This is a genomic window from Haladaptatus marinus (assembly GCF_051194195.1).
In genome coordinates, this window is the sequence record NZ_JBLZNK010000004.1 from 482,150 (window position 1) to 508,252 (window position 26,103).

22 protein-coding genes are annotated in these 26,103 nt (G+C 56.9%); 11 read left to right on the top strand and 11 right to left on the bottom strand.

Features of this window, described 5'->3' with window-relative positions; translation table 11 throughout:
• Positions 1-906 precede the first annotated feature (906 nt).
• The 3 genes from ACN2TU_RS16145 (at position 907) to ACN2TU_RS16155 (ending at position 3,889) form a co-directional block, all read left to right on the top strand.
• On the top strand, positions 907-1,359 hold the full coding sequence (locus ACN2TU_RS16145; RefSeq protein ID WP_435156772.1) for a hypothetical protein: 453 nt from the start codon (positions 907-909) through the stop codon (positions 1,357-1,359).
• Positions 1,350-1,637, top strand: a complete 288-nt coding sequence (locus ACN2TU_RS16150; RefSeq protein WP_435156774.1) for a hypothetical protein — start codon at positions 1,350-1,352, stop codon at positions 1,635-1,637. Before ACN2TU_RS16145 ends, ACN2TU_RS16150 begins: the two co-directional genes overlap by 10 nt.
• 995 nt (positions 1,638-2,632) lie before the next feature.
• Complete coding sequence (locus ACN2TU_RS16155; protein WP_435156775.1) at positions 2,633-3,889, top strand: phage NrS-1 polymerase family protein; 1,257 nt, start codon at positions 2,633-2,635, stop codon at positions 3,887-3,889.
• On the opposite strand, the gene ACN2TU_RS16160 is transcribed toward ACN2TU_RS16155, so the two are convergent.
• From ACN2TU_RS16160 to ACN2TU_RS16170, 3 genes are all read right to left on the bottom strand, one after another.
• Positions 3,886-4,206, bottom strand: coding sequence for an ArsR/SmtB family transcription factor (locus tag ACN2TU_RS16160; RefSeq protein ID WP_435156777.1), 321 nt, complete (start codon positions 4,204-4,206; stop codon positions 3,886-3,888). The two genes, ACN2TU_RS16155 and ACN2TU_RS16160, sit on opposite strands and share 4 nt — an antisense overlap.
• A gap of 93 nt (positions 4,207-4,299) precedes the next feature.
• The gene (locus tag ACN2TU_RS16165; RefSeq protein WP_435156779.1) at positions 4,300-6,390 is read right to left on the bottom strand and encodes a bacterio-opsin activator domain-containing protein; all 2,091 of its coding nucleotides are present in this window, start codon (positions 6,388-6,390) and stop codon (positions 4,300-4,302) included.
• A gap of 202 nt (positions 6,391-6,592) precedes the next feature.
• Complete coding sequence (locus ACN2TU_RS16170; protein ID WP_435156781.1) at positions 6,593-6,823, bottom strand: DUF7563 family protein; 231 nt, start codon at positions 6,821-6,823, stop codon at positions 6,593-6,595.
• 190 nt (positions 6,824-7,013) lie between these two features.
• Here ACN2TU_RS16170 and ACN2TU_RS16175 point away from each other — a divergent pair, with 190 nt between their 5' ends.
• The 3 genes from ACN2TU_RS16175 to ACN2TU_RS16185 are packed head-to-tail and all read left to right on the top strand — an operon-like array spanning position 7,014 to position 10,054.
• A complete protein-coding gene (locus ACN2TU_RS16175) occupies positions 7,014-8,048 on the top strand; it encodes a thiamine pyrophosphate-dependent dehydrogenase E1 component subunit alpha (protein WP_435156783.1) in 1,035 nt (344 codons plus the stop codon).
• Complete coding sequence (locus ACN2TU_RS16180; RefSeq protein WP_435156784.1) at positions 8,045-9,055, top strand: alpha-ketoacid dehydrogenase subunit beta; 1,011 nt, start codon at positions 8,045-8,047, stop codon at positions 9,053-9,055. Before ACN2TU_RS16175 ends, ACN2TU_RS16180 begins: the two co-directional genes overlap by 4 nt.
• A complete protein-coding gene (locus tag ACN2TU_RS16185; RefSeq protein ID WP_435156786.1) occupies positions 9,056-10,054 on the top strand; it encodes an NAD(+)/NADH kinase in 999 nt (332 codons plus the stop codon).
• 13 nt (positions 10,055-10,067) lie between these two features.
• On the opposite strand, the gene ACN2TU_RS16190 is transcribed toward ACN2TU_RS16185, so the two are convergent.
• Positions 10,068-11,645: a 2-oxo acid dehydrogenase subunit E2 gene (locus ACN2TU_RS16190; RefSeq protein WP_435156787.1), complete on the bottom strand. Its 1,578-nt coding sequence runs from the start codon at positions 11,643-11,645 to the stop codon at positions 10,068-10,070.
• A gap of 337 nt (positions 11,646-11,982) precedes the next feature.
• On the opposite strand from ACN2TU_RS16190, the gene ACN2TU_RS16195 reads away from it, so the two are divergent.
• A complete protein-coding gene (locus ACN2TU_RS16195; RefSeq protein ID WP_435156788.1) occupies positions 11,983-12,429 on the top strand; it encodes a phage NrS-1 polymerase family protein in 447 nt (148 codons plus the stop codon).
• 51 nt (positions 12,430-12,480) lie between these two features.
• Here ACN2TU_RS16195 and ACN2TU_RS16200 read toward each other — a convergent pair whose 3' ends face one another.
• The 6 genes from ACN2TU_RS16200 to ACN2TU_RS16225 form a co-directional block, all read right to left on the bottom strand.
• Positions 12,481-13,590: a Gfo/Idh/MocA family protein gene (locus ACN2TU_RS16200; RefSeq protein ID WP_435156789.1), complete on the bottom strand. Its 1,110-nt coding sequence runs from the start codon at positions 13,588-13,590 to the stop codon at positions 12,481-12,483.
• A 117-nt stretch (positions 13,591-13,707) separates the two neighbouring features.
• Entirely contained in the window at positions 13,708-17,391 is a 3,684-nt protein-coding gene (locus tag ACN2TU_RS16205; RefSeq protein WP_435156790.1) for a type IV secretory system conjugative DNA transfer family protein, read from the bottom strand.
• A gap of 481 nt (positions 17,392-17,872) precedes the next feature.
• Positions 17,873-18,379 carry a PIN domain-containing protein gene (locus tag ACN2TU_RS16210; protein WP_435156791.1) on the bottom strand — a complete coding sequence of 169 codons (507 nt, stop codon included), beginning with the start codon at positions 18,377-18,379 and terminating at the stop codon, positions 17,873-17,875.
• Complete coding sequence (locus tag ACN2TU_RS16215; RefSeq protein WP_435156792.1) at positions 18,379-18,669, bottom strand: UPF0175 family protein; 291 nt, start codon at positions 18,667-18,669, stop codon at positions 18,379-18,381. Before ACN2TU_RS16215 ends, ACN2TU_RS16210 begins: the two co-directional genes overlap by 1 nt.
• Positions 18,670-18,907: 238 nt before the next feature.
• On the bottom strand, positions 18,908-19,069 hold the full coding sequence (locus ACN2TU_RS16220; protein ID WP_435156793.1) for a hypothetical protein: 162 nt from the start codon (positions 19,067-19,069) through the stop codon (positions 18,908-18,910).
• A gap of 760 nt (positions 19,070-19,829) precedes the next feature.
• Positions 19,830-21,107, bottom strand: coding sequence for an RNA-guided endonuclease TnpB family protein (locus ACN2TU_RS16225; protein WP_435156794.1), 1,278 nt, complete (start codon positions 21,105-21,107; stop codon positions 19,830-19,832).
• A gap of 58 nt (positions 21,108-21,165) precedes the next feature.
• Between ACN2TU_RS16225 and ACN2TU_RS16230 the strand changes: the two genes are divergently transcribed.
• A complete protein-coding gene (locus tag ACN2TU_RS16230; protein ID WP_435156795.1) occupies positions 21,166-21,303 on the top strand; it encodes a hypothetical protein in 138 nt (45 codons plus the stop codon).
• A 456-nt stretch (positions 21,304-21,759) separates the two neighbouring features.
• Here ACN2TU_RS16230 and ACN2TU_RS16235 read toward each other — a convergent pair whose 3' ends face one another.
• Positions 21,760-21,882 carry a hypothetical protein gene (locus ACN2TU_RS16235; RefSeq protein ID WP_435156796.1) on the bottom strand — a complete coding sequence of 41 codons (123 nt, stop codon included), beginning with the start codon at positions 21,880-21,882 and terminating at the stop codon, positions 21,760-21,762.
• Between the two features lie 107 nt (positions 21,883-21,989).
• Between ACN2TU_RS16235 and ACN2TU_RS16240 the strand changes: the two genes are divergently transcribed.
• From ACN2TU_RS16240 to ACN2TU_RS16250, 3 genes are all read left to right on the top strand, one after another.
• Complete coding sequence (locus tag ACN2TU_RS16240; protein WP_435156797.1) at positions 21,990-23,381, top strand: ATP-binding protein; 1,392 nt, start codon at positions 21,990-21,992, stop codon at positions 23,379-23,381.
• 435 nt (positions 23,382-23,816) lie between these two features.
• Positions 23,817-24,335: a monooxygenase family protein gene (locus tag ACN2TU_RS16245; protein WP_435156798.1), complete on the top strand. Its 519-nt coding sequence runs from the start codon at positions 23,817-23,819 to the stop codon at positions 24,333-24,335.
• A gap of 480 nt (positions 24,336-24,815) precedes the next feature.
• Positions 24,816-24,944 (top strand): hypothetical protein, encoded by a 129-nt coding sequence (locus ACN2TU_RS16250; RefSeq protein ID WP_435156799.1) that lies wholly within the window; start codon positions 24,816-24,818, stop codon positions 24,942-24,944.
• Positions 24,945-26,103 lie beyond the last annotated feature (1,159 nt).

The window sequence follows — 26,103 nt, forward strand, 5'->3', positions numbered from 1 at the left end:
GCGGACCAGTGGTAGGCAGAAGTGCGGTGTTAGGTTGTGTTGTTCGCCGCTGACCTGCGTCGGATTCTCGAGGCACTCGGGTAAGCAGCACGATACAAGACGCGAGGGTGGATATGACTGCTACATTCGCGCTGTGTATGCAGCACGCCCGCATAATTATTTATCTAAACTGTCAGTTTCTCTAACTATCAGTCCGCACACCTGCCTAACGGCTATTCTGGCAAGAAAGGTGTCGAGAAAATAGGATTTCAACAGAGCCGGAGTTTGAGATTTCGTATTTTCTCAGGGTGTACAGACGCTTTTGTGTGACTCTTCAATCGTGATTGCAGCTCCGTCGAGTATCGATACCAACGGTCACGATGTCGAAAAACGATCAATCCGACACCGACAATCATCGCCAAGAATTGCTCTTTGGGAAACTAGCAATACACGCGAATTGCGATGGGGAAAGATGACCTCTTAACATGAGTCGGTGATGCACACAGAATATCCAGTTCAGTATCGAGCATCGAGTGGATTCGACCGGTCAGTGAAATCGGAATTCTCGGTTCCCATCATTCGGTGGAGCAGTACGAAAGCACTCAAACGGAGACTGTCATTTTCTGGTTGGCTTTCCACGCACGACCTGTAGCTAAGACTAAAACGGTAGCGTATAACGTCTCAGCTGGGAGCGCGGTGCCTTACAGAAAGGCCGGTGCTAGAGACACCGACCGCGCTTCTTGAGGTGCAAGAAGCAATGGAGACTATCAAGTCCACAGTAGAAAGGAGTACCGACCCGGCCGCGACCCGAACTCGAAACGAGGTCGAGAATTTCGATATACTGTTAGTCGAATTCGCTGCGTTCAACGAGCGGTTTTCCAGCAAAATACGCACGCTCCAGTCCGCATACGACAGGAGGAAATACGAATGACGGGTCGCTCTCGTCGATCTGTACTCAAAACCGTGGGTGCACTGACCGGTGGGGTTCTCGGGGCGACAGCGATCACGACGACCACAGACCGCGTGCGTGCACGCCAATGGCTCAGTCGGCGTCAGCATCCACGCGTGCCGTTCTTTCGGTATGCCGGGAGTCTTCAGATGGATGCTGTCTGCTATTGGGCGAAAAGCGGGTGTACATACTGGAGTCTAGCATCGCTCGCCGATCCGGTTCCAGGTGATTTCATTCCGATTGCAGGTGGGTGTGCTGGTACCCATGCAGGATGCAAACTCCAAGACAATCTCCAGCGTCTCGCAGGGTGTGATACGGGGTGGGTACACATCTACACACTCCGGTGGTGGGCACGGAGTTTGTTCTGGATGTTTTCGAGTGCGATCGACACCTTGCTCCTGCCACAGGGGGTGTATGGGCCGTGTCAGTGACGAATCTCATCCCCAATACGATGTATTCCGACGTAGTGCTCCCGGCGGTGCTCGCTGGCGCATTCGTCTACGTCCGATTCACTCGTGCTTCCCAGTACACCTACTGGCACAAACGCGCAGTCGAACTCGGTGCCGTGGCGATGACCTTGTTCGTCGTTTCGGCAGTGCTGTCGAGTCTCATCATCTCGATGGTCGCAATTTGCGTGACGGTGGTACTGATCGGTGCAGTGGTACTGGGGTACGTCCGTCAAGGACAGAGTCGTTCGAATCACAACTGAACACTAACTAGACGCCACTCGTTGCTGTAATCGACCGTTCGGCGCAATACAGTGTATCGGTTCACGTATGGTCGTATGTGTGGAGGCAAGCAGTACCCATAGATGGCTTCTGTATCGTCATATTGCTGCCTCAAACCCCCGACAATGACTGCCTTCAAAATGGCCATACTCCGGGAATTCAATGGACAAGAGGGGGTGGAGACTGCCGTTTTCGAAATTTAAACTCGCCGCATTCGCGGGAAAGAGAGGGAAAATGGATAAACGCGAACCGACCGATAACAGTCGAGAGAACCGGCCTGGACGAAGAATTCAATGTGGGTATCGAACAACCAGCTTCGGGGAGGCGAACGAGGGAAACACGACCACACGCCGAAAATCAGGATTCGCCGGTACACCCCGACTTTTACCGGCGAAATCGGGTGTTTCGCCAATCACGAATTGAGGACAGAACCGATGCCGTAGAGAAACCAACTCCCGCTCTTGGCGCACTCTCCCCAGTGAATGTGGCACTTTCACGAGTTTTGAGAGGATACACCGACAACCGAATGTCCAACGGTATTGGCCATTTTAATAACTGTACAAATCCTCTCAGTCTATCGGTTGTGGTGTTCTCGACATTCAAGTATTCGCAGTGAGTTATTAACGACAAATCACTCGGCACGAGGTCTCTCGCCTGTGATGGAGGTTGCAAGTGCAGCCACTCATCGCCGAGCGCCCAAGCGATTTTCTGGTCTCAGTCTACACATCGTCACAACAAGCCTTCTCACGGGAGAACTCAGGGGTGTACACGACACGAGAATTCTCTAGCGTCGTTTTCGGCAATTCTCACCCACTCAACCCGCGGATTGCCGGGATGGAGACGGAATCCATCGCGGAACATCCACTGGGATGGACACTTCAACGTCGAAGAGCCTTCTCATCACCGAAAATACGACCAAATAGGAAGCGTTCCTTTGGAGAAATAATCGCCTCCAAAAAACCGGAGCCGCCACCACATGACGATAGATGTACCTCCAGAAGCCGACGTTCCATCACGCCTCCGCCAGCACGACCAGTGGGTCTGTTGGCGTGAACAGTCCCGTGGCGAGAAACCCACGAAGGTGCCGGTAAATCCCCGCACGGGCCAATATGCATCAACAAACAAGCCTGAGACGTGGACGACGTTCGAAGACGCCGCCGCGTATGCACGTGCCAATGCTGGCAACGGCCTCGGCTTCGTGTTTACATCGGACGACCCGCTCGTTGGCATCGATCTCGATAGCGCACGTGATCAGGAGACAGACTCGCCAACCGAGTGGGCAGCAACGATCATCGACCAGTTGGATTCCTATACTGAAATCAGCCCGTCCGGAACGGGCTATCACGTCCTCGTCGAAGGCACACTCCCACCGGGACGAAATCGTCGTAGGAATGTCGAACTGTACGAGACCGGCCGCTTTTTCACCGTGACCGGGGCACACGTCGAGAGCTTGCCGACGAGTATCCACGAGCGGACGGAAGCACTCACGACAGTGTACAAAGCCCACGTCGCGGCTGATGAGGACGATTCTGACACCGCCGAATCCGACTCGTCAGTTGCGGACGAAACTCAGGCATCGAATGCGTCCGCTGCAACCGATTCAAAAACGCTCTCTGACGACGAGGTGATCGAACGCGCACGGAAAGCAGCGAACAGCGCGAAATTCGAACGCCTCTGGCGTGGCGAGACGGCGGGTTACGACAGTCATTCGGAAGCGGATATGGCGCTCAGTTGCCTGTTCGCCTTCTGGACGGGTGGCGACACGGGACAGATGGATCGCCTGTTTCGACGGTCGGGGCTCCATCGCGAGAAATGGGATGCCGTCCACTACGGCGACGGGCGAACCTATGGCGAAACGACCATCGAACGAGCAACCAGTGTGACGTCGGATGTGTATTCACCGAGCGACGACGGTGACTCCATCAACACTGAAACGGAAACTGGCATCGGAGACAACACGGCGACTGAGATGGCTGAATCGACAGCAGCTGTCATGACGAACGAAAGTGGAACCCACCTGCACGAACGCGAACGCGCCCGCATCGAGACGATCACCAAACTTGAACAAACGCTTCGAGAACTGGAATCAGAGAACGAACGGCTTCGCGCCGAACGTGACGAAGAACGAGCGAAACGCCGAGCGCTCGAATCCGTGACCAGCACTGCCTCGCCGACGGTCGGCGGTTGGGTCAGCAGTCGGCTTCGGAATCTCATCCCCTGGAAGTCCCGCTAATATTCCAGATATTCGAGCAGCAGTTCGATCCGGTCATCGACGTGATAGCGAACGTGTTCCCGTTGCCGGTCGTACTCAATGAGTCCGAAATCGGCGAGCTTCGGTAGATGGTGGTGAACGAGTCCGATTTGTGCCTGCTCTGTCGATTCTACGTCGTCCAACTGGGCGTGGAGCTCGGCAGCCAAGTCGGCGAGTGTCGCGGAAGATCCATCGCCGCCAGAGAGATGGAGAAGGATGACGCGTCGGTGAGGATTCGCCAGAAGCTCGAACCCCGTCTCGACGGAGAGTTGTCCGTTCGCGACGTCATTAACTGTCATTGCTGGGTAGAGTAGATCAGCCGATAGAAGTATTATACCTTATCATTTAGGGCTGCCACCGGTTTGCTTCGCTTATTCGCTTCGTGGAGGGGGTCAGCCGACATCTGAGCTATCCATGAAAATCGCCATGAGGAGTTTGCGGTGGGCCGCTTGCAAATGCTGATGAAACGTTGGCGCAGAGATGTCCAGTGTCGCCGCTAACTCTTCACCCGTGCTCTTGCGGGGTGACTCGAAGTAGCCGCTATGGTAGGCCATCTGTACAACTTCGAGTTGGCGGTCTGTCAACTGTTGCTGGAGTTTCGTTCGGAACTCCGTCGGCGAGTCGATTGAGCGGTCGAACTCGTGTTTTGCGGCCAAATGTGCCCTTGGATACACCGCGTGAATGACATCGACAAATGGCCGTACCTCGGTCGTTGCAGGTGCCCGGATGGTGAGTGACCCGGTGCCGTCTGCGGCATACCCCGCGTGGATGTGTGCACCGAGTTCGATGAACCGTTGTGAGGCTGTTTTCCCTCCCTTGAAGAGAAATTCGAACCGACTGCTCTCCGCGTGCGTGCAGATACAGCGTGCCCGCTTGACTCTCGGCGACTGGTCAGCGTGGCCAACGACTTCCTCCGGTTGAATATCGTTCGCGGTCACGTAGTAGAGCAACCGTCCCGTCGAGGTCGGGACGACGGCATCGAGAACGAACGTACAATCGAGGTCGCCCGAGGCGATGGGGAAGTAGGCGTCGGTATCAGTAAGATCGAATTCGAGTTCGACCACGCGATCCGTAAAGAGAAGTTGTTGGGTTTTGATGGCATAGATCGCATACCCGAGCGTCGAACCCAGTTCGTCGAAGATCGCTCGTTCTCGGTCACTGAACAAGTCGGATTTCGATCCATAGACGACGAGCACACCATAGATCGTCTCACCATACACGAGGGGGACGCAGATCGCAGAACGGTATCCCTGCGACAGGGCTGCGTCCCGTACGGATGCTGGAAAGCCAGCATCGGTTCGAATGTCGTCAACGACTTGGGTGTCGCCAGTTTCGATCGCGCGTGCCGCTGCACCCTGTTCGGTGTCCGTTGGATCGGCCATGCGAATCGCGTCGAGGTACTCGTCCTCGACACCGGACGTCGTGCGGATGGTGATCCCCTCTGTCGCCGGTTCGAAATCCGTGATAATGGCCGCTTGATACAGTTCCGAGCTGGCGAGGTGCTCACACACGAACGATTCGATTTCGGCCTGTGTGGTCGCCTCGACCATCGATTTGTTCACTTGTCTGAGGACGGTGTTGATCTCAGAGATCGTCTGTAGAATGTCGTATTGCCGTGTGAGTGCTTCCTCACGATGTTTTTGTGCTGTGATGTCCTGGGCAACGCCGACGAATCGGTGAATCTCGCCATCGTCATCGTAGACGGGGAAACTGCGATCAGAGATCCAACGCACGGTTTCATCGGGCTGTACGATCCGATACTCCGTCGTGTAGTCGCTCTGGAGTGTTCCCCCCCTCGAATCCCGCATCATTTGCTCGAGCAGCTTTTCGACGTATGGACGGTCATCCGGATGAATGGCTTCGATGTACGTTCGTAGATCCTCGTAGAGTGATTCCCGTGTGCGCCCCCACACGTCTTCGTAGGCCGAATTCACGTACAGCACTTCCGAGAGGTCTGCGTCAGCCATCCAGAGAACGCTATCGATTCGTTCGGCGATCTGTCGGAATCGCGCCTCACTGTCACGGTGCTGTTGCTCCTGTGCTTTCCGTTCGGTTAGATTTCGAATGATTACTGTGAACACGCGCTGGTTCTCGTATGTCTGTTCCGTGAATGAGAATCGAAGCGGCAGTGTCTCTCCATCGGCGGTGTATCCCGTTCGTTCGAGCGTTGTTCGGTGGATCGACTCCGATGGTTCGTCCGTTCCGTGAACCGCCGCCTCGAAATCCTCGCAATATGCGTCCGCATATTCTGGGGGGAAGAACGTGCGCATGTGGGAGCCGATGAGCGCATCGACGTCATAGCCGAAGAGGTCCCCAACCGCTCGGTTCGCATATACGATCACGCCCGACGTATCGAGCGTGAAAATGGGTTGGCCTGCGTCCGCAACCACGGTGCGGAAGAATGTGGACCCGTCGTCCCCTTCAGTGAGTAGCGTATCATCGGCTACTGTCCCCGACGTAGCCGACTTTTCTGGGGAGGTCATCGTACGGTATAGGTGGTTCACGATGAATAATCGTTTTCCCTGCTGACGCCGTGCTGAACTTTCTCCTCCATGGCAACTACGACCTCCCCACCGGAGACGACGCGACCACCCTGTCCTGGTTGTCGTGACGGTCGACGAGCGCCAGCGGGGAATGAACCGGGCTGTTACACTCGAACGCACCGCGAAACGACGACCGGGTTGACTATCTCGGTATCTGTTCGCTCGTCTTCGAGGAGCGACGTGCGGATCGTTCGGTCCGTGCTTCCCCGTTTTTAACCGCTGTCGCTGACAGACAACTGAAACAACCGAACACTTGGTCGTCGTTATTCCCGAAGACGCGGGTGAAGTCCGGCGTAATGAACGAGCCACAGTTACGGCACCGGCGGTCACTGTACCCGACCTCCCGTTGTGGAACCTGGTTCGACCCGGTCATCGTGATTGCACGGTGGTATGGATTACCGGATTGGTAGCGCGCTCCGACGGCTCTGTGTACGCGCTCGAAGACGAGGAGTTTGCTCTCCGAGAAGCAGGCCAGTGTCTATCGGAGATTTCAATTAGTACAATGACAAGTCCATAATTATTCATAAATGTTAATGCGCAATGAGCCAATCGTATCATGGACTATGGTAGCAATCGACATTGATACTAAAGACGGACAAAAAGAAGCATTACGGCGGATGCTTACTATTCGGGCGTTTGACACAAAAGCGGGAGAGTTGTTTGGGGACGGAGAGCTTCCGGGATTCGTACACCTCTACATCGGCGAGGAAGCGGTGGGCGTCGGTGCGTGTTCGGCACTGGAGGAGGACGACTACATCACGAGTACTCACCGAGGGCACGGCCACTGCATCGCAAAGGGACTCGATTTGGACGAGATGATGGCCGAACTGTATGGCAAGGCGAACGGCTACTGTAACGGCAAAGGTGGCTCGATGCACATCGCGGACGTCGATGCGGGCATGTTAGGTGCGAACGGCATCGTCGGTGCCGGTCCGCCGCTCGCGACGGGTGCCGCCCTTACATCGGAAGTCAAAGGAGAGGACACCGTCGCATTGGCGTTTTTCGGCGACGGTGCCGTCGCGCAAGGACAGATTCACGAAGCCATCAACCTCGCCGCGACGTGGAACCTCCCGGCGATATTTTTGGTCGAGAATAACCAATTCGGTGAGGGGACGCCGGTCGAAAAACAACACAACCTACAGAACCTGAGCGAGACCGCGGAGGCGTACAACATCCCCGGCTTTACGGTCGACGGGATGGACGTTACCGCCGTCTACGAAGCGGTAAAGGAGGCCCGAAAGCGTGCCATCGAGCGCGACGGACCGACGTTTATCGAAGCGGACACCTACCGCTATCGCGGTCACTTCGAGGGCGACCAGCAACCGTACCGAACGGACGACGACATCGCACTCTGGAAGGAGAACGACGCCATCGAGACGTTCAGAGAACGCCTCATCGACGCCGGAACCATCACCGAATCGGAGTTCGAGGAGATGGAATCCGAAATCAGCGAGCAGGTGGAGAAAGCAGCGAAGAACGCCAAGGAAGCTGACTACCCCGACCCGAACGAGGCCTACGACGACATGTTCAACACCAACGTACCCGAGATAGACGACTTTGCACAGCGGATGCGGACCGACGGAGGTGAAGACCGATGAGTACCGAAAGCGTGCCGTCCTCGGGACCGTCGGACACGGAAGAGATGACGGTTCGAGAGGCCATTCGACTCGCGATGCGGGAGGAACTGAACCGTGACGAGGACGTTTTCATCATCGGCGAAGACGTCGGTGAGTTCGGCGGCGTCTTCGAAGTGACGAGCGGTCTCGTCGACGATTTCGGAGAGGATCGAGTTCGAGACACGCCGATAAGCGAAGCTGGATTCATGGGCGCGGCCGTCGGTGCCGCAGCGACGGGAACGCGGCCCGTCGTCGAAATCATGTTTGCGGACTTCCTCGGCGTTTGTTCGGAGCAAATAATCAACCAGATGGCGAAAAATCGGTACATGTTCGGCGGCAAGACCGAGATGCCGGTGACCGTCCGAACGACCGAAGGCGGTGGGATGGGTGCCGCGAGTCAACATTCCGGCACGCTCCACACGTGGTTTGCACACTTCCCGGGCATCATCGCCGTCGCCCCCGGAACACCGCGGGCCGCGAAGGGCCTGTTGAAGTCGGCCATCCGTTCCGACGACCCGGTGTTCGTCTTCGAGAACAAGGCGATGTACGAACAGACGGGCGAGGTTCCGCTCGATGAGGATTACACCATTCCACTTGGGACGGCGAATGTCGAGCGCGAGGGCGACGACGTGACGGTGGTCGCGACACAGCGAATGGTCGGCGAATCGCTCGACCTCGCGGACGACCTCGCGGGCGAGACGAGCGTCGAAGTCATCGACCTCCGGTCACTCTATCCGCTCGATACCGATACGCTCGTCGAGAGTGTCAACAAGACGGGGCGGCTCGTCATCGCCGACGAGAGTCCGCTCTCGTACGGTACCCACGCGGAGATTGCGACCCGCGTCATGGAGAACGCGTTCTTCAGCCTCGACGCGCCGGTTCAGCGCGTCGGTGTCGCGGACGTACACATCCCGTTCAGTCCGGCGTTGGAAGAGGAAGTCCTGCCGGACGCCGACGACGTGAAGGCGGCTATCGACCGCGTCGTATAAGTGTCCCCAACAGTCGGACTCATCGTCAACCCGGTCGCTGGCCGCGACATCCGGCGACTAACGGGCGGTGCAAGCGTCAGTAGCAACTACGCCAAGCGTCGGACGGCGACCTGCGTGCTCGAAGGACTGACGATGGCGAACAACACCGACGTCCTCGTCATGCCGGATAGCGCCGGCCTCGCTGACCGAATTGTGGACGACGCACCGGACGACCTCGAAGTCGACCTGCTTGACATGACGGTCACGGCGTCCGGTGAGGACGCCCGGAACGCTGCGGAACGGTTCTCGGACGAGGCCGATGCCGTGGTCGTACTCGGCGGTGACGGCACCAATCGTGACGTCGCTCATGGTATCGGTGACGTTCCAGTCGTGAGTATCTCGACCGGAACGAACAACGTGGTTCCCACTTCGGTCGATGGGACCATCGCCGGTACCGCCACAGGGCTCATCGCGACCGGCGGTATCTCGGCCGATGAGACGACGATTCGTCACGGAACCGTCGAAGCGATCGTCGACGATGGAACCGGCGAGCGCCGCATTCGAGGGCTCGCGACCCTCGGGATTCTGGACCAGCAGTTCGTCGGAACTCGAGCCATTCTCGACCCGGAAGACGTCATTGGCGGCGTCGTCTCACGAGCGTCACCGAACGAAATCGGTCTCTCCGGCATCGCTGGCGGCCGCACCGTACACCGTCCTGACGACCGCGGCGGTATCGGATTCCGAGTGGGGGAGCCGAGCGACCCAGCACAGGAGGTGTATGCGGTCACCGTTCCGGGCGTCCTCTCGAAGGTCCCTGTCGAAGAGTATCGCGTGCTCGACGACGGCGAGGCGTTCGAATTCGACGTTTCCACCGGTGTCATCAGCGCAGACGGTGAACGCGAACTCGAAGTTCGAGATGCAGCCGTCCAATTGCGCCCCGTCAGCGACGGTCCACGGCTCGTCCAAATCGATGCGGTGGTAGAACGGGCTGTGGATGCGGGACTCTTCCGGGTACCGTAACCCGGTTTCAGCGTTATTTTTCTCCCGCCGCAATCACGAGTGGCCACGGGTTTTCGACGTGCTCAACGAGCGTCCCGAGGAACCGCGCGGCATCCGCACCGTCGACGATACGGTGGTCGAAGGAGAGTGAGAACGAGATCCGCTTGCGGACGGTTACCTCGTCGTCTTCGGTCGGAACCACTTCGCGTTTGATGGTGTTGACGCCGAGGATGGCTATCTGTGGTGGATTGATCACCGGGTCGAACCGCTCGACGCCGAGGACACCGAGGTTCGAGACCGTTATCGTCCCGCCCGTGAGGTCGTCCATCGTGTACTCGCCGGAGAGCGCTCGCTCGGTCACCTCCCTGCGCGTTGCCGCGAGGTCGGAGAGCGAAAGCGAATCCACATCACGAATGACGGGCGCGATGAGTCCGGCGTCGATATCGACGGCGACACAGATGTTGTGTGCTTCATGTAACTGGTGGACGTCGTTCTCGAAGGTGGCATTGAACTCCGGGTGGGCGTCGAGCGTCGCCGACAGTGCCGTCAACAGGATATCCGTCACGGACACGTCGGGGACGAGTGCCTCGTCTGCGGCCGTCGCGGCGGTGAGGAGTTCTTCCGCATCGGCCGACCGATGTTCCGTGACGTGGACTGCTTCACGGTCGCTCTGTCCGAGACGCTCCGCGATAGTACGGCGCATCCCCGTCAGCGGTCGTTCTTCAGCCCGCGTTCCGGGTACTGTCTCGACTTCATCGGGCGACGGTTCCTCGGCAGCCATCCGAACGTCGGTTTCCGTGAGCCGGCCGTCCACCTCCGTTTCGACTGTTTCGACATCGACACCCAACTCGCGTGCCAGCCGTCGGGCGCTCGGCGTGGCAAACACCCGTTCCGTGGGAACCTCGGGTTCGGCAGCAGTCGATGTCTCGGTTGCTTCCCCGTCCGCCGATTCGTCGTCCATCGATTCCGCCGCGGTTTCTACATCGGCTTCGGTCACCGATCCTTGTGGACCGGTCCCGTCGACATCGGGGAGTGAGACGCCCAACTCCTCTGCACGCCGTTTCGCTCGTGGTGACGCTTTGACATCGTCCGTCGATGCGGCCGTTTCGTCCTCGGCCGCTGCCTCGACGTCGCTTTCGTCGATGGCGCCTTGCGGCCCAGTGCCGTCGATAGCCGTGAGGTCAACCCCGAGCTCCTCGGCCCGTCGCTTTGCTCGCGGTGTCGCCCTGACGTCGCTCGTCGATGCGGCCGATTGATCCGTGGCCGACTGTTGGGTATCTGCAGTACTCGCACCCGCACCGTCGGACGACACGGCGGACGGCGTTTCCGTAGATTCGCCCTCGATCTCCGCGACCAACTCATCGATATCGGCATCGGGCGCAGCAACGATCCCAAGCGGTGCCCCCGGTTCGGTCACGTCGCCCTCCTCGACGAAGGCACGTCTGAGGACGCCATCCTCCCGAGCGTCGATTTCGGCTGTCGTCTTCTCGGATTCGATTTCGGCAATGACGGCGCCTTCCTCCACTGTGTCTCCTTCGGAAACGGTCCAGAGGTTGAGTGTCCCGGTGTCCATTTCCAGCCCCAACTTGGGCATCTTGACAATGTATCCCATGGTATGGAATGTGAATGCCGGTTGTATTAAACCTCCGTCGTCGATTTGGCAATGGGAGTTTCGACTGACGGGTTCGAGATAGCCACGGGTTCGTTTGGGACACTCACCATCCTCATTCACGTGAAGACGACTCTCCGATTGAAACCGAGTTCGAAACCACCAACTCACCTCATTCAGGCGATTCTAACGCGAGCAACGAATCGCGGATGGTCTGTGGCAAACAGCGCGAAATTCGAACGCGTTCGGCGTGGTGACACGGCCGGGTACAACAGTCACTCGGAAACGGATATGACGCTCAGTTGTCTGCTCGCCTTTTGGACGGGTGCAGACGGGACAAATGGATCGACAGATTCGACGCTTGGGACTCCACTGCGAGAAATGGGACGCCGTTCACTCCGGCGATGGACGAACCTATGGCGAGATCACCATCGAACGAGCAGTCAGCGTGTCTTCAGACTTCCATTCACTACATGACGACGGCGTCGAGGGTAGTACTGAAACGGACAGCTGCACCGATGACAACCTGGCGACCACGATGCCCATGGCTGAATCGACAAAAGTCGTCACGACAGATGATGGCGCAGTCTCACTCCACGAACGCGAACGTGCCCGCATCGAGACGATCACCAAACTCGAACGGACACTTCGAGCACTGGAATCAGAAAATGAACGACTTCGGAATGGGCGTGACGACGAACGAGCGCTCGAAGCGGACGACCTATCCGAGTCCACACCTGGAATATTTGCTCGTCTCAAGCGAATTTTCGGCCACAAATCCCGATAGACGGGATAGATGGGTGGCAATTACCGAGTATCGATCATATAGCTGTGAGGATTACCGTGTTGGTGCCTGTGTCTTCATCTCCATACTGTTCTCGACCGAAACCTGCTCGCCGGTTTCAGCGGAGCGATAGATGGCATCCATCACACGTTGGGTGGTGAGAGCTTGCTCGACCGTATTGAAATCGGGCGCTTCGCCCGCTGCGACGGCATCGAGGAATCGCTTGTCGCTCCCGCGCCAGCCGGTGTCGTCTATCGATGCCTCGCTGATCGACGATTCGACGAGGTGATCAGCGCCCTGTTTGCTTGCCTCTAACATCGTTAGCTCCTCGCCGCCGAGATCGAGTCGTGCGCCTGCATCGCTCCCGCGAACGACGAACTCCTGTGTAGCAGTCTCGTTTGCCGCCCATGCGACTTCGAGTGAGATCGTTCGGTCATCAGCACAGCGAATTAACGCCGTTGCAGAGTCCTCGACGTCGAATACTGCTTCTTCGGTGGCGTCGTACCAGTCGTCCGGATCGACGTAATCGTCTCGATTCCCGAACTGACTACGGGTGACCGCGAAGACATCCTCGATCGGCGGGAAACCCATCAGATACAGTGCGAGATCGATGGCGTGAACGCCGATATCGACGACGACACCACCGCCCGATAGTTCCTCGTTGGTAAACCACGAGCCGACGCCTGGAATACCACGGGAGCGAATGTAGTTCGCTCGAACGTGCCTAACGTCTCCGAAGTGGTCGTCTTCTTGATACCCCAAGAACAGTTCCGCTGCGGTCGAGACACGGTTGTGGAAGTTCACCATACAAAAGCCATCGGCCTTCCGAGCGGCCGCAGCCATCCGTTCCGCGCTGTCGAGCGTATCAGCGAGCGGCTTTTCGCACAACACGTCGTATCCATGTTCTAGTGCGCCAACGACAGCCTGTTCATGGTAGGTGTTCGGCGTGGACACAGCGACTGCGTCGAGATCCTCCGCCTCGTACATCGCCTCGAACCCTTCATACGTGGTTGCGTTGTATGCCACTTCGAATTCGTCACGCGCCGTGGGATCGATATCGGTTCCCGCCACGACATTGTGGCCAAATTCCTCAGCATTCGTGGCATGGGTTTGACCCATGAATCCTAAGCCGACGACACCGAGGCGGACTGAATCTTTTTTCATCGAGTCAGGAACGAGTAGCTGGGGTAAAATGCGTAGTCATTACGGTGATATTCACCGCGGCCATCTGCCGATCGAGTAGGATCTGTTTTTTGACCAATCCGTCTTCTGTGCTGGTGGCTATAACTCGAGCAACGAATCTCGCACATACCGCAGCGTGTGAATCTGCGTACACCCAGGTGCATCCAGGCGGAACGCACTCGGCGGTGAACTTCGGCTGTAAGTCTTTTCAACGCGTGGCTTCCCAATCGGCGGTTCGTTCAACGCGTGGAGTACGTCGTGTGCGCTCTCACGATTTCTGACGATCCAGATCGCTTCTTCTGGGTCGAACGACGCCATCTTGTCGTAATCTTCGGGGACGGCCCTCCGAACGTCGTGATTCACGCGCTCGGCTTCGGCGACGACGCGAATCTCACCCGCTTCGTCGAGGCCTGCAACGTCCAGTCGATGTCCGTCGTCGAGTTCGTAGTACGGCACGACCGACGTGACTTCTGAGCCCGGATTCTCCGCGTACTCGCGGGTGAACAACTCCACACCTATCTGAACCATCATGCGATGAAGCGTGGACTCACCCAAATCACCAACGCCGTGGCCATAGCCAATCCCTTCCCGATAGGCGGCTTGAATCTCGTTTCGCCCGTCCGCCGTGAGCGTATAGAGCCGATGAGGGTGGTCACAATCGATGTTGAGCAGGCCGTCATCGACGAGCGTCTGTACGGCTTCGGATTCGATTCCCGTGTATGCCTGCAAGTGGAGCATGCTGTCCCAGCAGATGTCGTACTCCAGTGGGTCATACGCCCCCTGATGAGCGCTGTAAACTACTTGAAGGAAGCACAACTGGCGGTCAGAATAGTCGCTTTCCTCGCGTTCGGTGGGCGTGAGCGTCAAGTTGATCTCACAGATTGGCACATCATCGCGGTCGATCTGCGCGAGACTCGAACAGCACTCGATACCGCGTTTGAGTCCAGCAATCGTCGGTGGATGGCGGCTCTCACAGCCCGTGCAGACGAGGCCGTGAATCGCCGCGTCGTATCGGAGACACATCGGGAGGCGTTTCGTAAACGGGAGTGCGGAGGTGAGTGGGGCGTCGGCAGAGGCACCATCCTCTGCTGTCTGTTTGTCGGCGGTCGCCGTCTCCTGCGTCTGGTGGGCCGAGTCAGCCAGCATATCGATCCCGCTGTCGAGGCGCGTTCGATCCGCAGTCGCATCGACCAGTGCACCGAATGCGAGAGCGTCCGTTTCCGTGAGTGGGTCATCGCCTGCAGGGTGGCCCGGTGGAAGGGGTGCGGATTCGAGGACGAACGGCCGTGGTTCGGGGGCACCGAACGGTGCTGGCAGGCTCGTGACCCACTGTCCACGATGGAGCGCGCGTAATCGATTGCCGACTTCGCTCGGAGACATATCCCCCGTCGCCAGTCGGCGTTCCAAATCCCGATCGACCGCGACGTTTCCGGTGACGATGGTCGAGACGTTGTTCAGAATCTCCGCATACGCCTCGTTGTCTGCATTTCTGAGTTGTGCCGGAAACTGCATCGCGAGCGTGACCGACAGCCCAAAGCCGCGCGATAGTGCTAACAGTTCGGTCATTAAACCAGACGATGCGACCTGCGCTGCCTCTTCGATGTAGAGATTGACGAGTGCGGGATCTGCGGTATTCGTATGCTCCTGTTGCGTTGTTTGAAGGCGTTTCCGACGCTGAAGGGCCGTCCACAGGTTCGAGAGCAAGACGAGCGTGAGCGCTTGCTTGCTGGCTTCACGAAGCCCGCTCGTATCGAGGATGACGACCGCGTTCTCGTCCAGCACATCGAAGAAGTCGAAGCGTGGGTCTGATGGGTTTTCATCCGTTTCGTCGCTAAACCCGGCTCCTAACGTAGGAACGTGATCGAACAACCGGGCGAGTCGGTCGTCAACCGGAACTTTCTCGATGCGGTTCAACACTCCGTCCATGACCGCATCGAACGCGCGTTCGTCGGTGGTGGTGACGACACCGCCCAGCAGGTCGGAAAGCGTCTCATCAGTGACTGGTGGCACGTCACGGGTTTCCTTCATCTGTTTTGCCGCTCGGTGGAGATCGCTGTGCGAATAGGCGTCCGCGCCATGAACTGGGTCGAATAGCGCCTTGACGAGATACGTGATGATATCAGGTGATCGAACCGCACGCTCGAATCGCTCGCGACCCATGATGCCGATGAGGATTTCAATATAATGATCCGCAATGTTCTGCACGGCTGCCGAACGACCGATGCCCGCCGCGAGTTGTGGGCGAATATCGAAAAACGACAGTGCCGGGAGGACGGCCGCACAGTCGAAGAAATAGACGTTCTCTAACGTGCCGTATCGCTTGTAGTGCGCACGCAGATACTCGAGTGGCATCCCATCGCCTTTCCCCTCCACGAGAATCGACGGACCCGCCGTGGCCGCATGGTTGTCGAGCATTCCCGTGGTCAGGAGGACGGTTTTTCCGGATCCCGTCTTGCCGAAGATGGCAGCGTGTAAGGATTGCAACTCGGGCAGCAGGGAGATGCGTTGGTCGGTCGATCGGTTGTCCTGTGTCAGGAGCGTTCCAAGCGTGAATCCCGGTGCCTCGTAGGTCGAGAGGAGCGACTGTGATGGTGGGATGAGTGCCGCCCGCTCGCGTGGAGTGACTGAAAACGCTCGCTTAGCATTCCCGGTGAGGTGCGCCCCATCGAGGACGCAGAAACTCGGCACTTCGGTCGGGTCAGCGACGATGGAAGGACTGGTCGTCCCACCCCCCGGCAAACGAGTGCGAAGACCGGTTGGGTCGTCGTGAAACTCTGCCGTGAGGAGCTCGTCGAGCAAATCGAGTGCGCCTGCAGAGCGCTTCCCAGTGGCCGGATAGGTCTCGGCAGTGAGTCGATAGTCAGCCCCATCGATAGCCGTCAGCGTCGTCGCGAGTGCCTCGACGGCATGGGTCGCCTCGAACGGGTCGTCTTCGGCGACGGCGACTGCACGGACATTTACATCGAAGGAGTGGCGGGTGTCGCGTGCGTCGATACCGTCAAGGCGGCGCTGTGTCTCTTCTGGAAGGTGGTTTTCGGTGCGTGTGGTCGTATCTCGTTGTGTCTCGGTGGGGACGAATAGTTCTTCGACGAGTGAGCCGATAAGTGAGTCTCGCCCGGTGGTGAGCTTGTTACGCCAGAGGCCAGCTTCTGTCGTCCAGTCGGGTTTCGGTCGGAGAAGGATCTGAAAGACGACGGGAACGGTGGTCGTCGCGAGCGTTTCCGTGATAGCCGCGAGCGGTGGTCTGGCATTGTCGTCGTTCGTGAGTTCGCTGAACGGCGTCAGTGCAGTTTGCCAATCGTTTCGGCGGTCACCAGTGCCAGAAAATTCGATGGCTGCGACGTGTGGGTCAGACAATGATTCATCTAATTCTGTCGTCGAATCGGTCTCAGTCGGCAGTCCCAGTGTAGTCGCAAGCGAGACGGTATCGCGTTCGAGTTCGTAACTATCCGGAAAGACGGTTCGGAGTGTGTTTTCGAGGGCGGTTAGCGCACTATCATTGTCTTCCTGTGACTCCATTTCCGGTGGGAAGCCAACACTGTATTCGAGCGAGCCATCCGGTGTGGCGATGAGCAAACATTCGAGGATGCGTGGCGTCGGTTCAGAGCGAGAGAGGAGATTGGGTATGCCTGTTTGGTCGTCGCTATCGGTGAGGCTGTAGAGGCGACGGAACTGGTCTGAAAGTGTGTCGGTCGCAAGTGGGTCTGTCGTCGGGTGGATTCGGAAGACGGTGCGAGTGGCCGGGCTGATACTGGGTATGGTGGCCATGTACGTGAGTACCACAGGTGGGAACTCTCGACACATAGCTTCCTGTGTAATATCGGTGGAAATTGCGTTGATACAAGGATTTGGCGTGGATTCAGTGGCGAATGATGGCCGTGATACACCGCTTTTCTTTTCACCTGCTATGGATGCCCCATCGCCATTCGTCTTGCTCTGAATTACCTCATCGAGGAGGATCAAGCCTACCAAGCAGAGTACGGCGTCCCTGACCCGGATGCAGTGAATGGCCAATACCCTCGAAATCCCCCGCACGCTCGACGGCTGCGCCTTGCTGCGCTCTTCACTCCATTGCGGTGCATATGTCGTTTCGTCTAACGAGCGCCGGCTCCTTTCAATCCCTCCTACGTGGTTAGTCGGTCAGTTCCTACGTTATCTGATAAGCAGTGATTGCTTCGGATTGAGTTATCGGAGGTGAGTAAAATGTCAGTTGAATCATCTTGTTTACGAATGAAATACCCTCTCCGTCGTACGAACAGTGCCGTCACAACGTATCGAGTTTGGCAACGATTTGAGCGTACAAATTTGGCGCACAGTACCAGCCGTGTTCGATCATTTCATCGATAGTCGCCCGTGCTTCGTCGGTCGTTATTACACCGTGCTTCACAAGTGATAGTAAGAGATACGCCGTTCCACGAGTCGGAATGCCTTCCGTTTCTGCAACGTCACGCCCGTATTGTTCGTCCATTACGGCTGTTGCGTCGCGTCCGGCGGCAAGAACAAGAACGGCGATATCTGCCTCGCTCAGATTCGGGTTTCGTCGAAGGCGGTCGAACAGGGTCGTCTCTTCCACCGTCACGACATCGTACGTTCCAGCTTCGACCTGTTGTTCGATCCGTCTCGCGTCAGGATAGTCGTGGTCGAGTCCCTTCGTGACGACTTCGTCGTAGACTCGTTCAGGAATGAATCGGGGGGATTCGAGGGCAGTCAGATGTGAAAGCGCGTTCGCTTTGCCGAGATAAATCAAGGGTGTCGCATCAAAAATCCACATTAGAGATCCTCAAGGTCGCGTTCGAGGTGGTCGCCTGCAACCCACGTTATGTCACGTCTGTCCAACAACTGCGCGAAATCCCAGACATTCATCTCGGCGAGTTCGGCAGCCTTCGTGAACGTTACCTTGCCGGATTTGAGTTTATCGAGGGCGCGCTCGCGTCGCCAGTCCTCTAGCCCTTCGGAAAGCAACTTTCGGACGGCAGTGCTTCGGTCGAGTTTCTCGTCTTCGAGGTAGGCGTCTAATTCGGCTTCGAGGTCGTCCGGTACGCGTGTTGAAATCGTCCCCATGATGTTTATTATGTACTCATTGTATACATCCGTTTGGGTGTTTCTCAGAGATGACGTCTCGAAGCAATCTCACACGTGGACTGTGGCCTGTTCAACAGGGACTTTGGATCTGATTCATCTCTTTGGTTCGCCCGCTCGCAGTCCACTTCGGCTGAACCGTCGTTCGCACCCTCCCGGAACGCCAGCGGGTTAGTCGGTCGGTTCCTGCGCTCGCGTGGCGTGCTCGGAACACGCCAGACTAACTCCGCTGGCCACTCGGCCCGACCGGGACGGCGCGCGTGCTGGTTTGGTACTCCTTCTGTGACACGCGCTCGCTTCGCGCCCAGGGGACGCTCGCGAAGGCGCAAGCGAGCGCGCGTAGGAGAATTGTGCTGTTGGAGAACGTAGAGTTGTGACTCATGTAGGGGTGAGTGTCGGAAAAGACGCGGTAGGAGACGCGCCTTCAGGGTTGAAACCCATGAACACTAAACGCACTATCGGACAAGTAGTTTCGGTCGAAGAGCAGGCAATCGAACAGGACAAAGAAGTCGAGGTTGCGAAAACACCCGAACTACAGCCAACGGTCGAGTTGGAGATTCAGGGAACAGTCGATTATGCGAATGACCGGACGACTGCGGACGGACGATTGTTCGGCCAGACGCTGGAAGCAGAAGAGCGAATGGCAGCCCGTGAATGGGTAATCGAACGAACGCGGGAGCGATATGACAGAGGACAGGAGTCGGAGCGAGAATCGGAATGCCGGATGGTCGTGGCACAAGGAAGCGCCGAGCGGCTCTGTGGGTTCCGAGAGCGAGCAGCGAGTGTCGATCCGTGGTGTGACCCAGAGCGACCAGACCCCCGAGAGATACTCTCACAGGAAGAGTTGGCGGCGGTGAACCAGCAGTCGATGCGGTTAGCGGAGGAATTGGCGGGCTGGTCGCGGGCGGCGATCAGTCGGCGGTTGGCAGAACGAGTCGTGGATGGGGCAGGTGTGATGAGTGCGGTCGTGGGCGTGTACGAGGAGTTGCGAGCGGCACCTGGACAGGTGATTCCAATCGCAGATGTGCAGGACGTCGATCGGAAGGAAGTGAGCATCACAGGAACAGTCAAAACGCTGTGGCAGTCCTCACATCCGAAAATCCAACAAGTTGGTTTGCTCGACGGTGACATCCTCGCCCGCCCTAAAGGGCGGGGCTTCCTACAAGGGAAGCCTCATCGTCGGAGATTTCAGAACCATACTCCGAGAGAGTCGTCTGTCGGGGTTCCCGACTCGTCTCTCGGTGTCCTGTGGCACTGTCACAAGTGCTCCCATCCTGTGGTGTGTCATCGTCGGTCGGTTTCAACGACAGACTCTCACCCCACGGGTCTACGCGCCCGGCGATGTTCGCCGCCGCGTTAATATCTGCTTGATACTCCGTGACCCAACACTCACTGTTCGTACATCGGAACGTGGCTTGTCGGCCACGGTATCCGAGGTGTCCGCACGCGTGGCACGTTTGGGAGGTATACGCCGGATTCACGAACCGGATGGGGATTCCAGCGTCACGCGCTTTGTCTTCAATACGACCTGCAAGTCGGGCAAACGCCCACGAATGCAACCGGCGATTCATGAACTTGCCGTAATCCAACCGTTCGCGAATAAAGGACAAGTCTTCGAGAACGATAACCGGACTCTCGAATTGTCGAGCGTACTCAACAGCCTGTCGAGACGCCTTCTCGACAATATCCGTCAACGCGTTCTGGTAGTGGTCGAATCGCTCGTCAATCCGCCAGTCGGCGTTACGCTGTTGAAGACGACGAAGAGTCGTGAACATCTCCTTACGGAGGTGTCGAGCGCGACTACCGTCGAACAGCATCGGTTGAATAGGAGTATCGTCCTGACAGGCACAGCCCGCCAAGAGTTTGGATTCACCGATGTCGAAACCGACCGGTGTTGGGTCGTCTGGAACATCCGGCTCCGCGACTTCGTACTCAACGGTGACGTGAAGAACCCAGTTCGTTCGGTGCTCTTGCAGTCGGAACTCGCCGACCGTCACATCGTCGGTGAGCAAGTCGGCCCACAACTCCCGTTGAGCGGGATTGATACGGAGCGGAATCCAGAAAGCGTTGCCACGTCCGGCTTGCGGAACGCGCCAACAGAACTCGTGTGTTCTGTCTTCGGAGTAGTCGAGTTTCCATCCCCGGTTCGTGAACCGGACGGGATGGTCGTCTTTCAACTCGGAAGCGTTGTACGTATCCCGAAGTTTCGGGACATACGACTTGAGCGCGTCTTTGGCGTAGGACGTGAGCGTGTACGGTGTGACGATATCGTTGACCGCCGTTTGCGTATCTGCGCCACTCTCGAAAGAATCGAAAAGAGCGCGGCGGTACGTCGCCACGGTACGCTGAAGCCGGTGCTCTTTATGCGCCGTTGGTGGCGCGAGCGTGGCTTGGAGCGTTTTCGTGGCGGTTGCGGTCACACTTCACAGTACGAGTCAGTAATAGTTAAGTCTAACGAATCACTAAGTATGGATAGAGATGCCAAACCTCAACGTCGAAGTAAGCGACGAAGAATACGAACAGCTAAGCGAAGTGAAAGACGTGCACGGTCTCACGTGGCGTGGGTTGGTGATTCAAGGCGCGAAGGCCTTGGACACCGACGGACCACTCAAGTAGGACAGACAGCCGGGCGACACACATGCAAATGCCCAGCTAAACGAACGCGATTCCTCCCCGCCGCAAGCGACGGGGTTTCCTCGCTACCGCAAAGATGAGACGGGAGCAATCAAATTCACTGTGTGGCGAGCCTCACGAAAGACGATGGTTCGTGAGGGTGAAACCGTGGAGTTGCGGTCGGTCGCGAAAAATTGGTACGAGGGGCGCGTCTCAGTGGCTGTGACCGGGTGGTCGACCATCCATGTCCCCGAGCGCGGTCGGTGGTGGAACGCATAGTCGGCAGATACGGGCTTTCTTTTTTCGTAGATGCCGACCCGACCCAGGCCCCACCGCCCCACCCTCCGCTCCGTGCTCGCTTCGCTGCGCGCGCAGCCACGACCTTACCCTTTTAGTTCTCAATTCAAGTCAACGATGAATAAGATTGAAAGAAGGTAAGCGAAGACTACAACCGAGAACTTAGTTCACTGTGTTGATGTAGATTCCGTCGGCATCGCTCCAGTTGTTGTTTGCGATCCATCGCTGTGTACTAACGTACGAATCGTAGATGCCCCAGTAGAGATCGCCAGTGCTTGCGTACATATGAGTACAAAAAGAGGACTGATAATCAAATAATGATACTTCAAAGTACGATACTTTAGAGTACAGTTATACGAAGTACTATATTGGGCGGGATGCTAGTGACGAGTATGACCGCCTTCGTCAATCGCACTGAGGAACTCTCTCGGCTTCAGAGCCTCTACGAGGCAGACGAAGCTACGCTTGCAGTCATCTTTGGGCGACGACGACTCGGCAAAACCGAACTCGTCAAGCACTCGCTCCAAGACGACAATGACGCAATCGTCTACCAAGCGAAGCAGAAAACATCCGACCTCCAACTCCAGCAGTTCATCGAAACCGCATCAGAAACGTATCCCGGGCTCTCACGGATTCGTGAAGACTGGGATGCAATTCTCGGCTACCTCACTAAACAGGATGCGACCGTCGTCCTCGACGAATTTCCATACCTCGTCGAGCAGGATCAAAGCCTTCCCTCCGTTCTGCAGGCGATGTTCGACCACGAACTCGACGACTCGGCCGCGACCATCGTTCTCGTCGGGTCCTCAATCAGCATGATGGAGGAAGCGGCCCTCCTCGGGAACAGCCCACTCTATGGCCGTTCGTCGCTGAAGTTGGATATCAGAGAACTTCCGTTCGACGCTGCCATGGAATTTTTCCCCGAGAGCTACACGGCCGACCAACAGGTTCTCATGTGGGGTATCTTCGGTGGTGTCCCGTACTATCTCGAGGAAGTCGCTCCCGACGTAAGCCTCGGAGAGAACATTCACCACACGATCCTCTCACGTCACGGTTCGCTCCACAACGAACCCGACTATGTTCTCCGGATGGAACTCTCCAAACCCACCCGGTACTTTTCGATTTTAGAAGCCATCGCCGGCGGGAGCACGAGCCGTAACGAGATTGCTGGCACGACCGGCATCGACTACAATCAACTGTCGAAGTACCTCCAGCGACTGTCACGACTCCGATTGGTCGACCAGCACGTCCCGGTGACCGAACAGAAAGAACGGAGCAAGCGAAGTCGCTATCGAATCCGCGACTACTTTTTCCGCTTCTGGTTCCACTTCGTCTACGGCACCGGCGACCGATACGACGAACTCGGAGACGACGCCTACGAGGTTGTAATCGAACCAGAGCTTCCGGACTTCGTAAGTCAGGTCTTCGAAGATCTCTGCTGTTCAGCCGTTCGGACACTCTATCCGGAGTACACAATCACAAAGAGGGGGCAGTGGTGGTATGGTGAACACGAAATCGACGTCGTGGGCCTCACGAACGAAGAGACAGTAATCGCAGGCGAGTGCAAGTTCCAGCAATCGCCGCTTGGATACGACGCGTTCTCAAATCTTCTAAATCACGTCGAAGAACTGCGCTGGACACCAACCAGCGGCGGGGACCGAACGCATGAGTACGCGCTGTTTTCACGGGACGGATTCAAGCCATCCGTGGAAGAAGCTGCCGCAGAGCGCGACAATCTCCGACTGTTCACGGTCGGTGACGTCGTCAAGGCACTCAAACGGTAGCACTACGTCCGATACCGCTCGTCGCTGTTTTTTAGCCATCAGTGGGTAGAGGCTCGATGAGCTACACACAGCGGCCGAGTTGGGGTTTGAAAATGTACCATCTTCACTCGATGCTTCACATAGGCGCTCCCTCACAACCCACTCATATACCCAGTATAAAAACAACTGCACCAATAGTGACCGAGAATGTTACTACAGAAGTTCCCACGCGAGATCTTCCGGAGAATGTACCGGGAACGTACGTCCCGCATCATCTGAATCCGTACTATTCGCCAGAAGCTCTTCCAGTAGAGCCGAAGCTCGAGAATTCCGAATAAATCACTTGATAGAGGAGGCGAGAGGAAAGCCCGGTCGTTGTCACAGACAGTATGACCAGATTCGTATCGTTAGGCCATCTGACTGATTTATGGTCTGTGGAAACGTAGATACCGTCTAATGGCATCGATATTCCGAGAGCGGATGGCCGCGGAGATGGACGACGGGTTCGTAATCTACATCAACGGGATGCGGCTCAACAAGCTCCGGGCGCTCCCGCACTGGCTGCTGGCGAACTGGAAAGTCGCGAAGATGTTCAGGGAGCTGGAGGCGGATCCGGACAGCGGGTTCCTCGGGTACACACCGATCTTCCTCGGGCTCCGGAAGGGAGCTGCGATGCAGTACTGGCGGTCGCTCGAGGATCTCCAGCGATTCGCGACCGACTCGAACGGCTCTCACATCCCGGCTTGGAAGTGGTACAACGAGAAAGCCGACCCGGACGGAGGGCTCGGGTTCTGGGCGGAACTCTACGTCATCGATGGCGACTCCTTCGAGACGTTTTTTCGGAACGTCCCGCCCATCGGGATTGGGAAGTTCGCGAAGATGGTTCCGATGCGCGAACATGAGCGACGGCTCGGGCTCTCTCCTGACGGGAGCACTCGGAGAGCAACTTCTGCCGAAGAACCCGTCGAGAATTAGACTTCATGCCGTTCCGGTTCTACTGCCAGTATGAGGCTATCTGGTACACCTATTCGACAATCTTGTTGAAACCCATAGAATCCGACAGGAGCCGCGTACTGAGTACACGCTCTGTATCATCGTACGTCACTTTTGACAGATGTTGGGTAGTTCGTTGAACCGCTGCAAGATACAGGGCGCACATGATCTCGAAGGGCAGCGGGTTTGCGATATAAATAGGACGCCTCTAGGAGAAACGCGGGGTAATGCGTCCCCGTGCGCCGTGGATGGCTAGGTGCGAACGACTGTCGTTTAGCTCTCTAAGCGGAAGTGGAGGGCCCCCGGAGGTACCCATCGAAATTATGTGCGAGCGTTACTTGACGAAAACCCAGCCGTCAGTACTGTTCCTCTGCGGCGCAAGATCGACAATTGAAGCTTCGAACTCACTCCCCGATTACTGGTTCCAGAAAGCTTATTCCAGACGTGTCGAAGTCAGCAGGTATGGAAAAACCAGTCGATATGGCTCTCAGAACGGTGCTGGCAGTCGTTGGCTTGCTCTTCGTGTTAGCGATCCTGTTTGGGGGTGAGATAGACGAAGACGCCGGCGTGTTATTCGTTCCTGAACAGTAGGCTGGTCCACTATGGGTATAATCTGAACCGTTCGGCTTCAGGAGCGTCTGCACAGTCTGCATAGCGTATCCGTTTGTCTCTCCGCGGAGAACGTGCGAGATTGCGGTGCACACTGGTCTCAGCTGTGGTGTCCATATCATTGCACCTGGGAAGGCGATTTTCTGCCGCCTAAATCCATAAGAGGAAGTGGAACCCCCCCGGGGATACTAATCTAATCTATGCGCGATCGCTGCTTCGAAATCAGTAGCGGCCCGAGATGTGTGGTTCGATCCTCACACGGCAACCATTTGCTGTCGAATAGGTGAGTGTGGCTACGGAACACCAGGGACATGCTGCAGATCTTACAACGTATGAATTTGCATCGTCGAGAATTTCTTCATGCTTCAGTTCTTGCTGCGACCTCACTCCTCGCAGGCTGTTCAAATCTACTTTCAACTAACGATCCAAAAGCAAATGACGTAACTATAGTCACCAAGCGAAACGAGGTTGTGTTCTTTGACCTCGTTGTAGCGCTTCCGGACGGTGAAGGTGTCAGTTCCACCCGGCACAAGGTCGCCACAGGAAACAGTACGCTTGAAAACGTCGCGGACTTCGGAACGTATGACCTGTCAATAGCCGTCGATGGGATGCCCAATCGGAGTCGAACCTGGCATGCGATGGACTGCAACCATCTCACGATAAGGATACGGTCGGACAGTGTGAAATTCTCCGAGGGCAAGTGCTAATTCGGTCGACTTCACCACGGCGCTTTCTAGTTAATCAACTAGTGCGAGTACGGCCATTCCGACGAAGTATACGATTAGCATGCTCACTACGGTCGCGATGGAGCCGTAGAGTTCATTCTGCTCAAAAACCATGATTCCTTGGTGTGCTAGTTCGCCCTGGAGATAGCCACTCGCTCCACCCCCGACAAGGATCAGAATCACTGCCACAATTTGGGCCCGTTTCGGGTGATTCCATCCCGACCACGACCAACCCATCCGAGAACAAATCCTTTCGATTCTACTACCCATGCTAACGATCATTACGCTTTGTATTTAGAAGTATCTGTATTGTGAACTGAACAAACATGCAAGAAGCAATCTGATTTGTGAGGGTTTGGCTCGTTTCCAGATGACTGATTGGTTCTATAACCGAAGTAGAACGTGCGACGGCAGCG

Coding starts and splice junctions, on each gene's coding strand:
- ACN2TU_RS16210 (WP_435156791.1), bottom strand. CDS start 18,379: ATGTGGATTTTTGATGCGACACCCTTGATTTATCTCGGCAAAGCGAAC.
- ACN2TU_RS16245 (WP_435156798.1), top strand. CDS start 23,817: ATGGCATCGATATTCCGAGAGCGGATGGCCGCGGAGATGGACGACGGG.
- ACN2TU_RS16240 (WP_435156797.1), top strand. CDS start 21,990: ATGACCGCCTTCGTCAATCGCACTGAGGAACTCTCTCGGCTTCAGAGC.
- ACN2TU_RS16200 (WP_435156789.1), bottom strand. CDS start 13,590: ATGAAAAAAGATTCAGTCCGCCTCGGTGTCGTCGGCTTAGGATTCATG.
- ACN2TU_RS16235 (WP_435156796.1), bottom strand. CDS start 21,882: ATGTACGCAAGCACTGGCGATCTCTACTGGGGCATCTACGATTCGTAC.
- ACN2TU_RS16155 (WP_435156775.1), top strand. CDS start 2,633: ATGACGATAGATGTACCTCCAGAAGCCGACGTTCCATCACGCCTCCGC.
- ACN2TU_RS16165 (WP_435156779.1), bottom strand. CDS start 6,390: ATGACCTCCCCAGAAAAGTCGGCTACGTCGGGGACAGTAGCCGATGAT.
- ACN2TU_RS16190 (WP_435156787.1), bottom strand. CDS start 11,645: ATGGGATACATTGTCAAGATGCCCAAGTTGGGGCTGGAAATGGACACC.
- ACN2TU_RS16180 (WP_435156784.1), top strand. CDS start 8,045: ATGAGTACCGAAAGCGTGCCGTCCTCGGGACCGTCGGACACGGAAGAG.
- ACN2TU_RS16175 (WP_435156783.1), top strand. CDS start 7,014: ATGGTAGCAATCGACATTGATACTAAAGACGGACAAAAAGAAGCATTA.
- ACN2TU_RS16195 (WP_435156788.1), top strand. CDS start 11,983: ATGGATCGACAGATTCGACGCTTGGGACTCCACTGCGAGAAATGGGAC.
- ACN2TU_RS16220 (WP_435156793.1), bottom strand. CDS start 19,069: ATGAGTCACAACTCTACGTTCTCCAACAGCACAATTCTCCTACGCGCG.
- ACN2TU_RS16160 (WP_435156777.1), bottom strand. CDS start 4,206: ATGACAGTTAATGACGTCGCGAACGGACAACTCTCCGTCGAGACGGGG.
- ACN2TU_RS16170 (WP_435156781.1), bottom strand. CDS start 6,823: ATGACCGGGTCGAACCAGGTTCCACAACGGGAGGTCGGGTACAGTGAC.
- ACN2TU_RS16215 (WP_435156792.1), bottom strand. CDS start 18,669: ATGGGGACGATTTCAACACGCGTACCGGACGACCTCGAAGCCGAATTA.
- ACN2TU_RS16250 (WP_435156799.1), top strand. CDS start 24,816: ATGGAAAAACCAGTCGATATGGCTCTCAGAACGGTGCTGGCAGTCGTT.
- ACN2TU_RS16230 (WP_435156795.1), top strand. CDS start 21,166: ATGCCAAACCTCAACGTCGAAGTAAGCGACGAAGAATACGAACAGCTA.
- ACN2TU_RS16145 (WP_435156772.1), top strand. CDS start 907: ATGACGGGTCGCTCTCGTCGATCTGTACTCAAAACCGTGGGTGCACTG.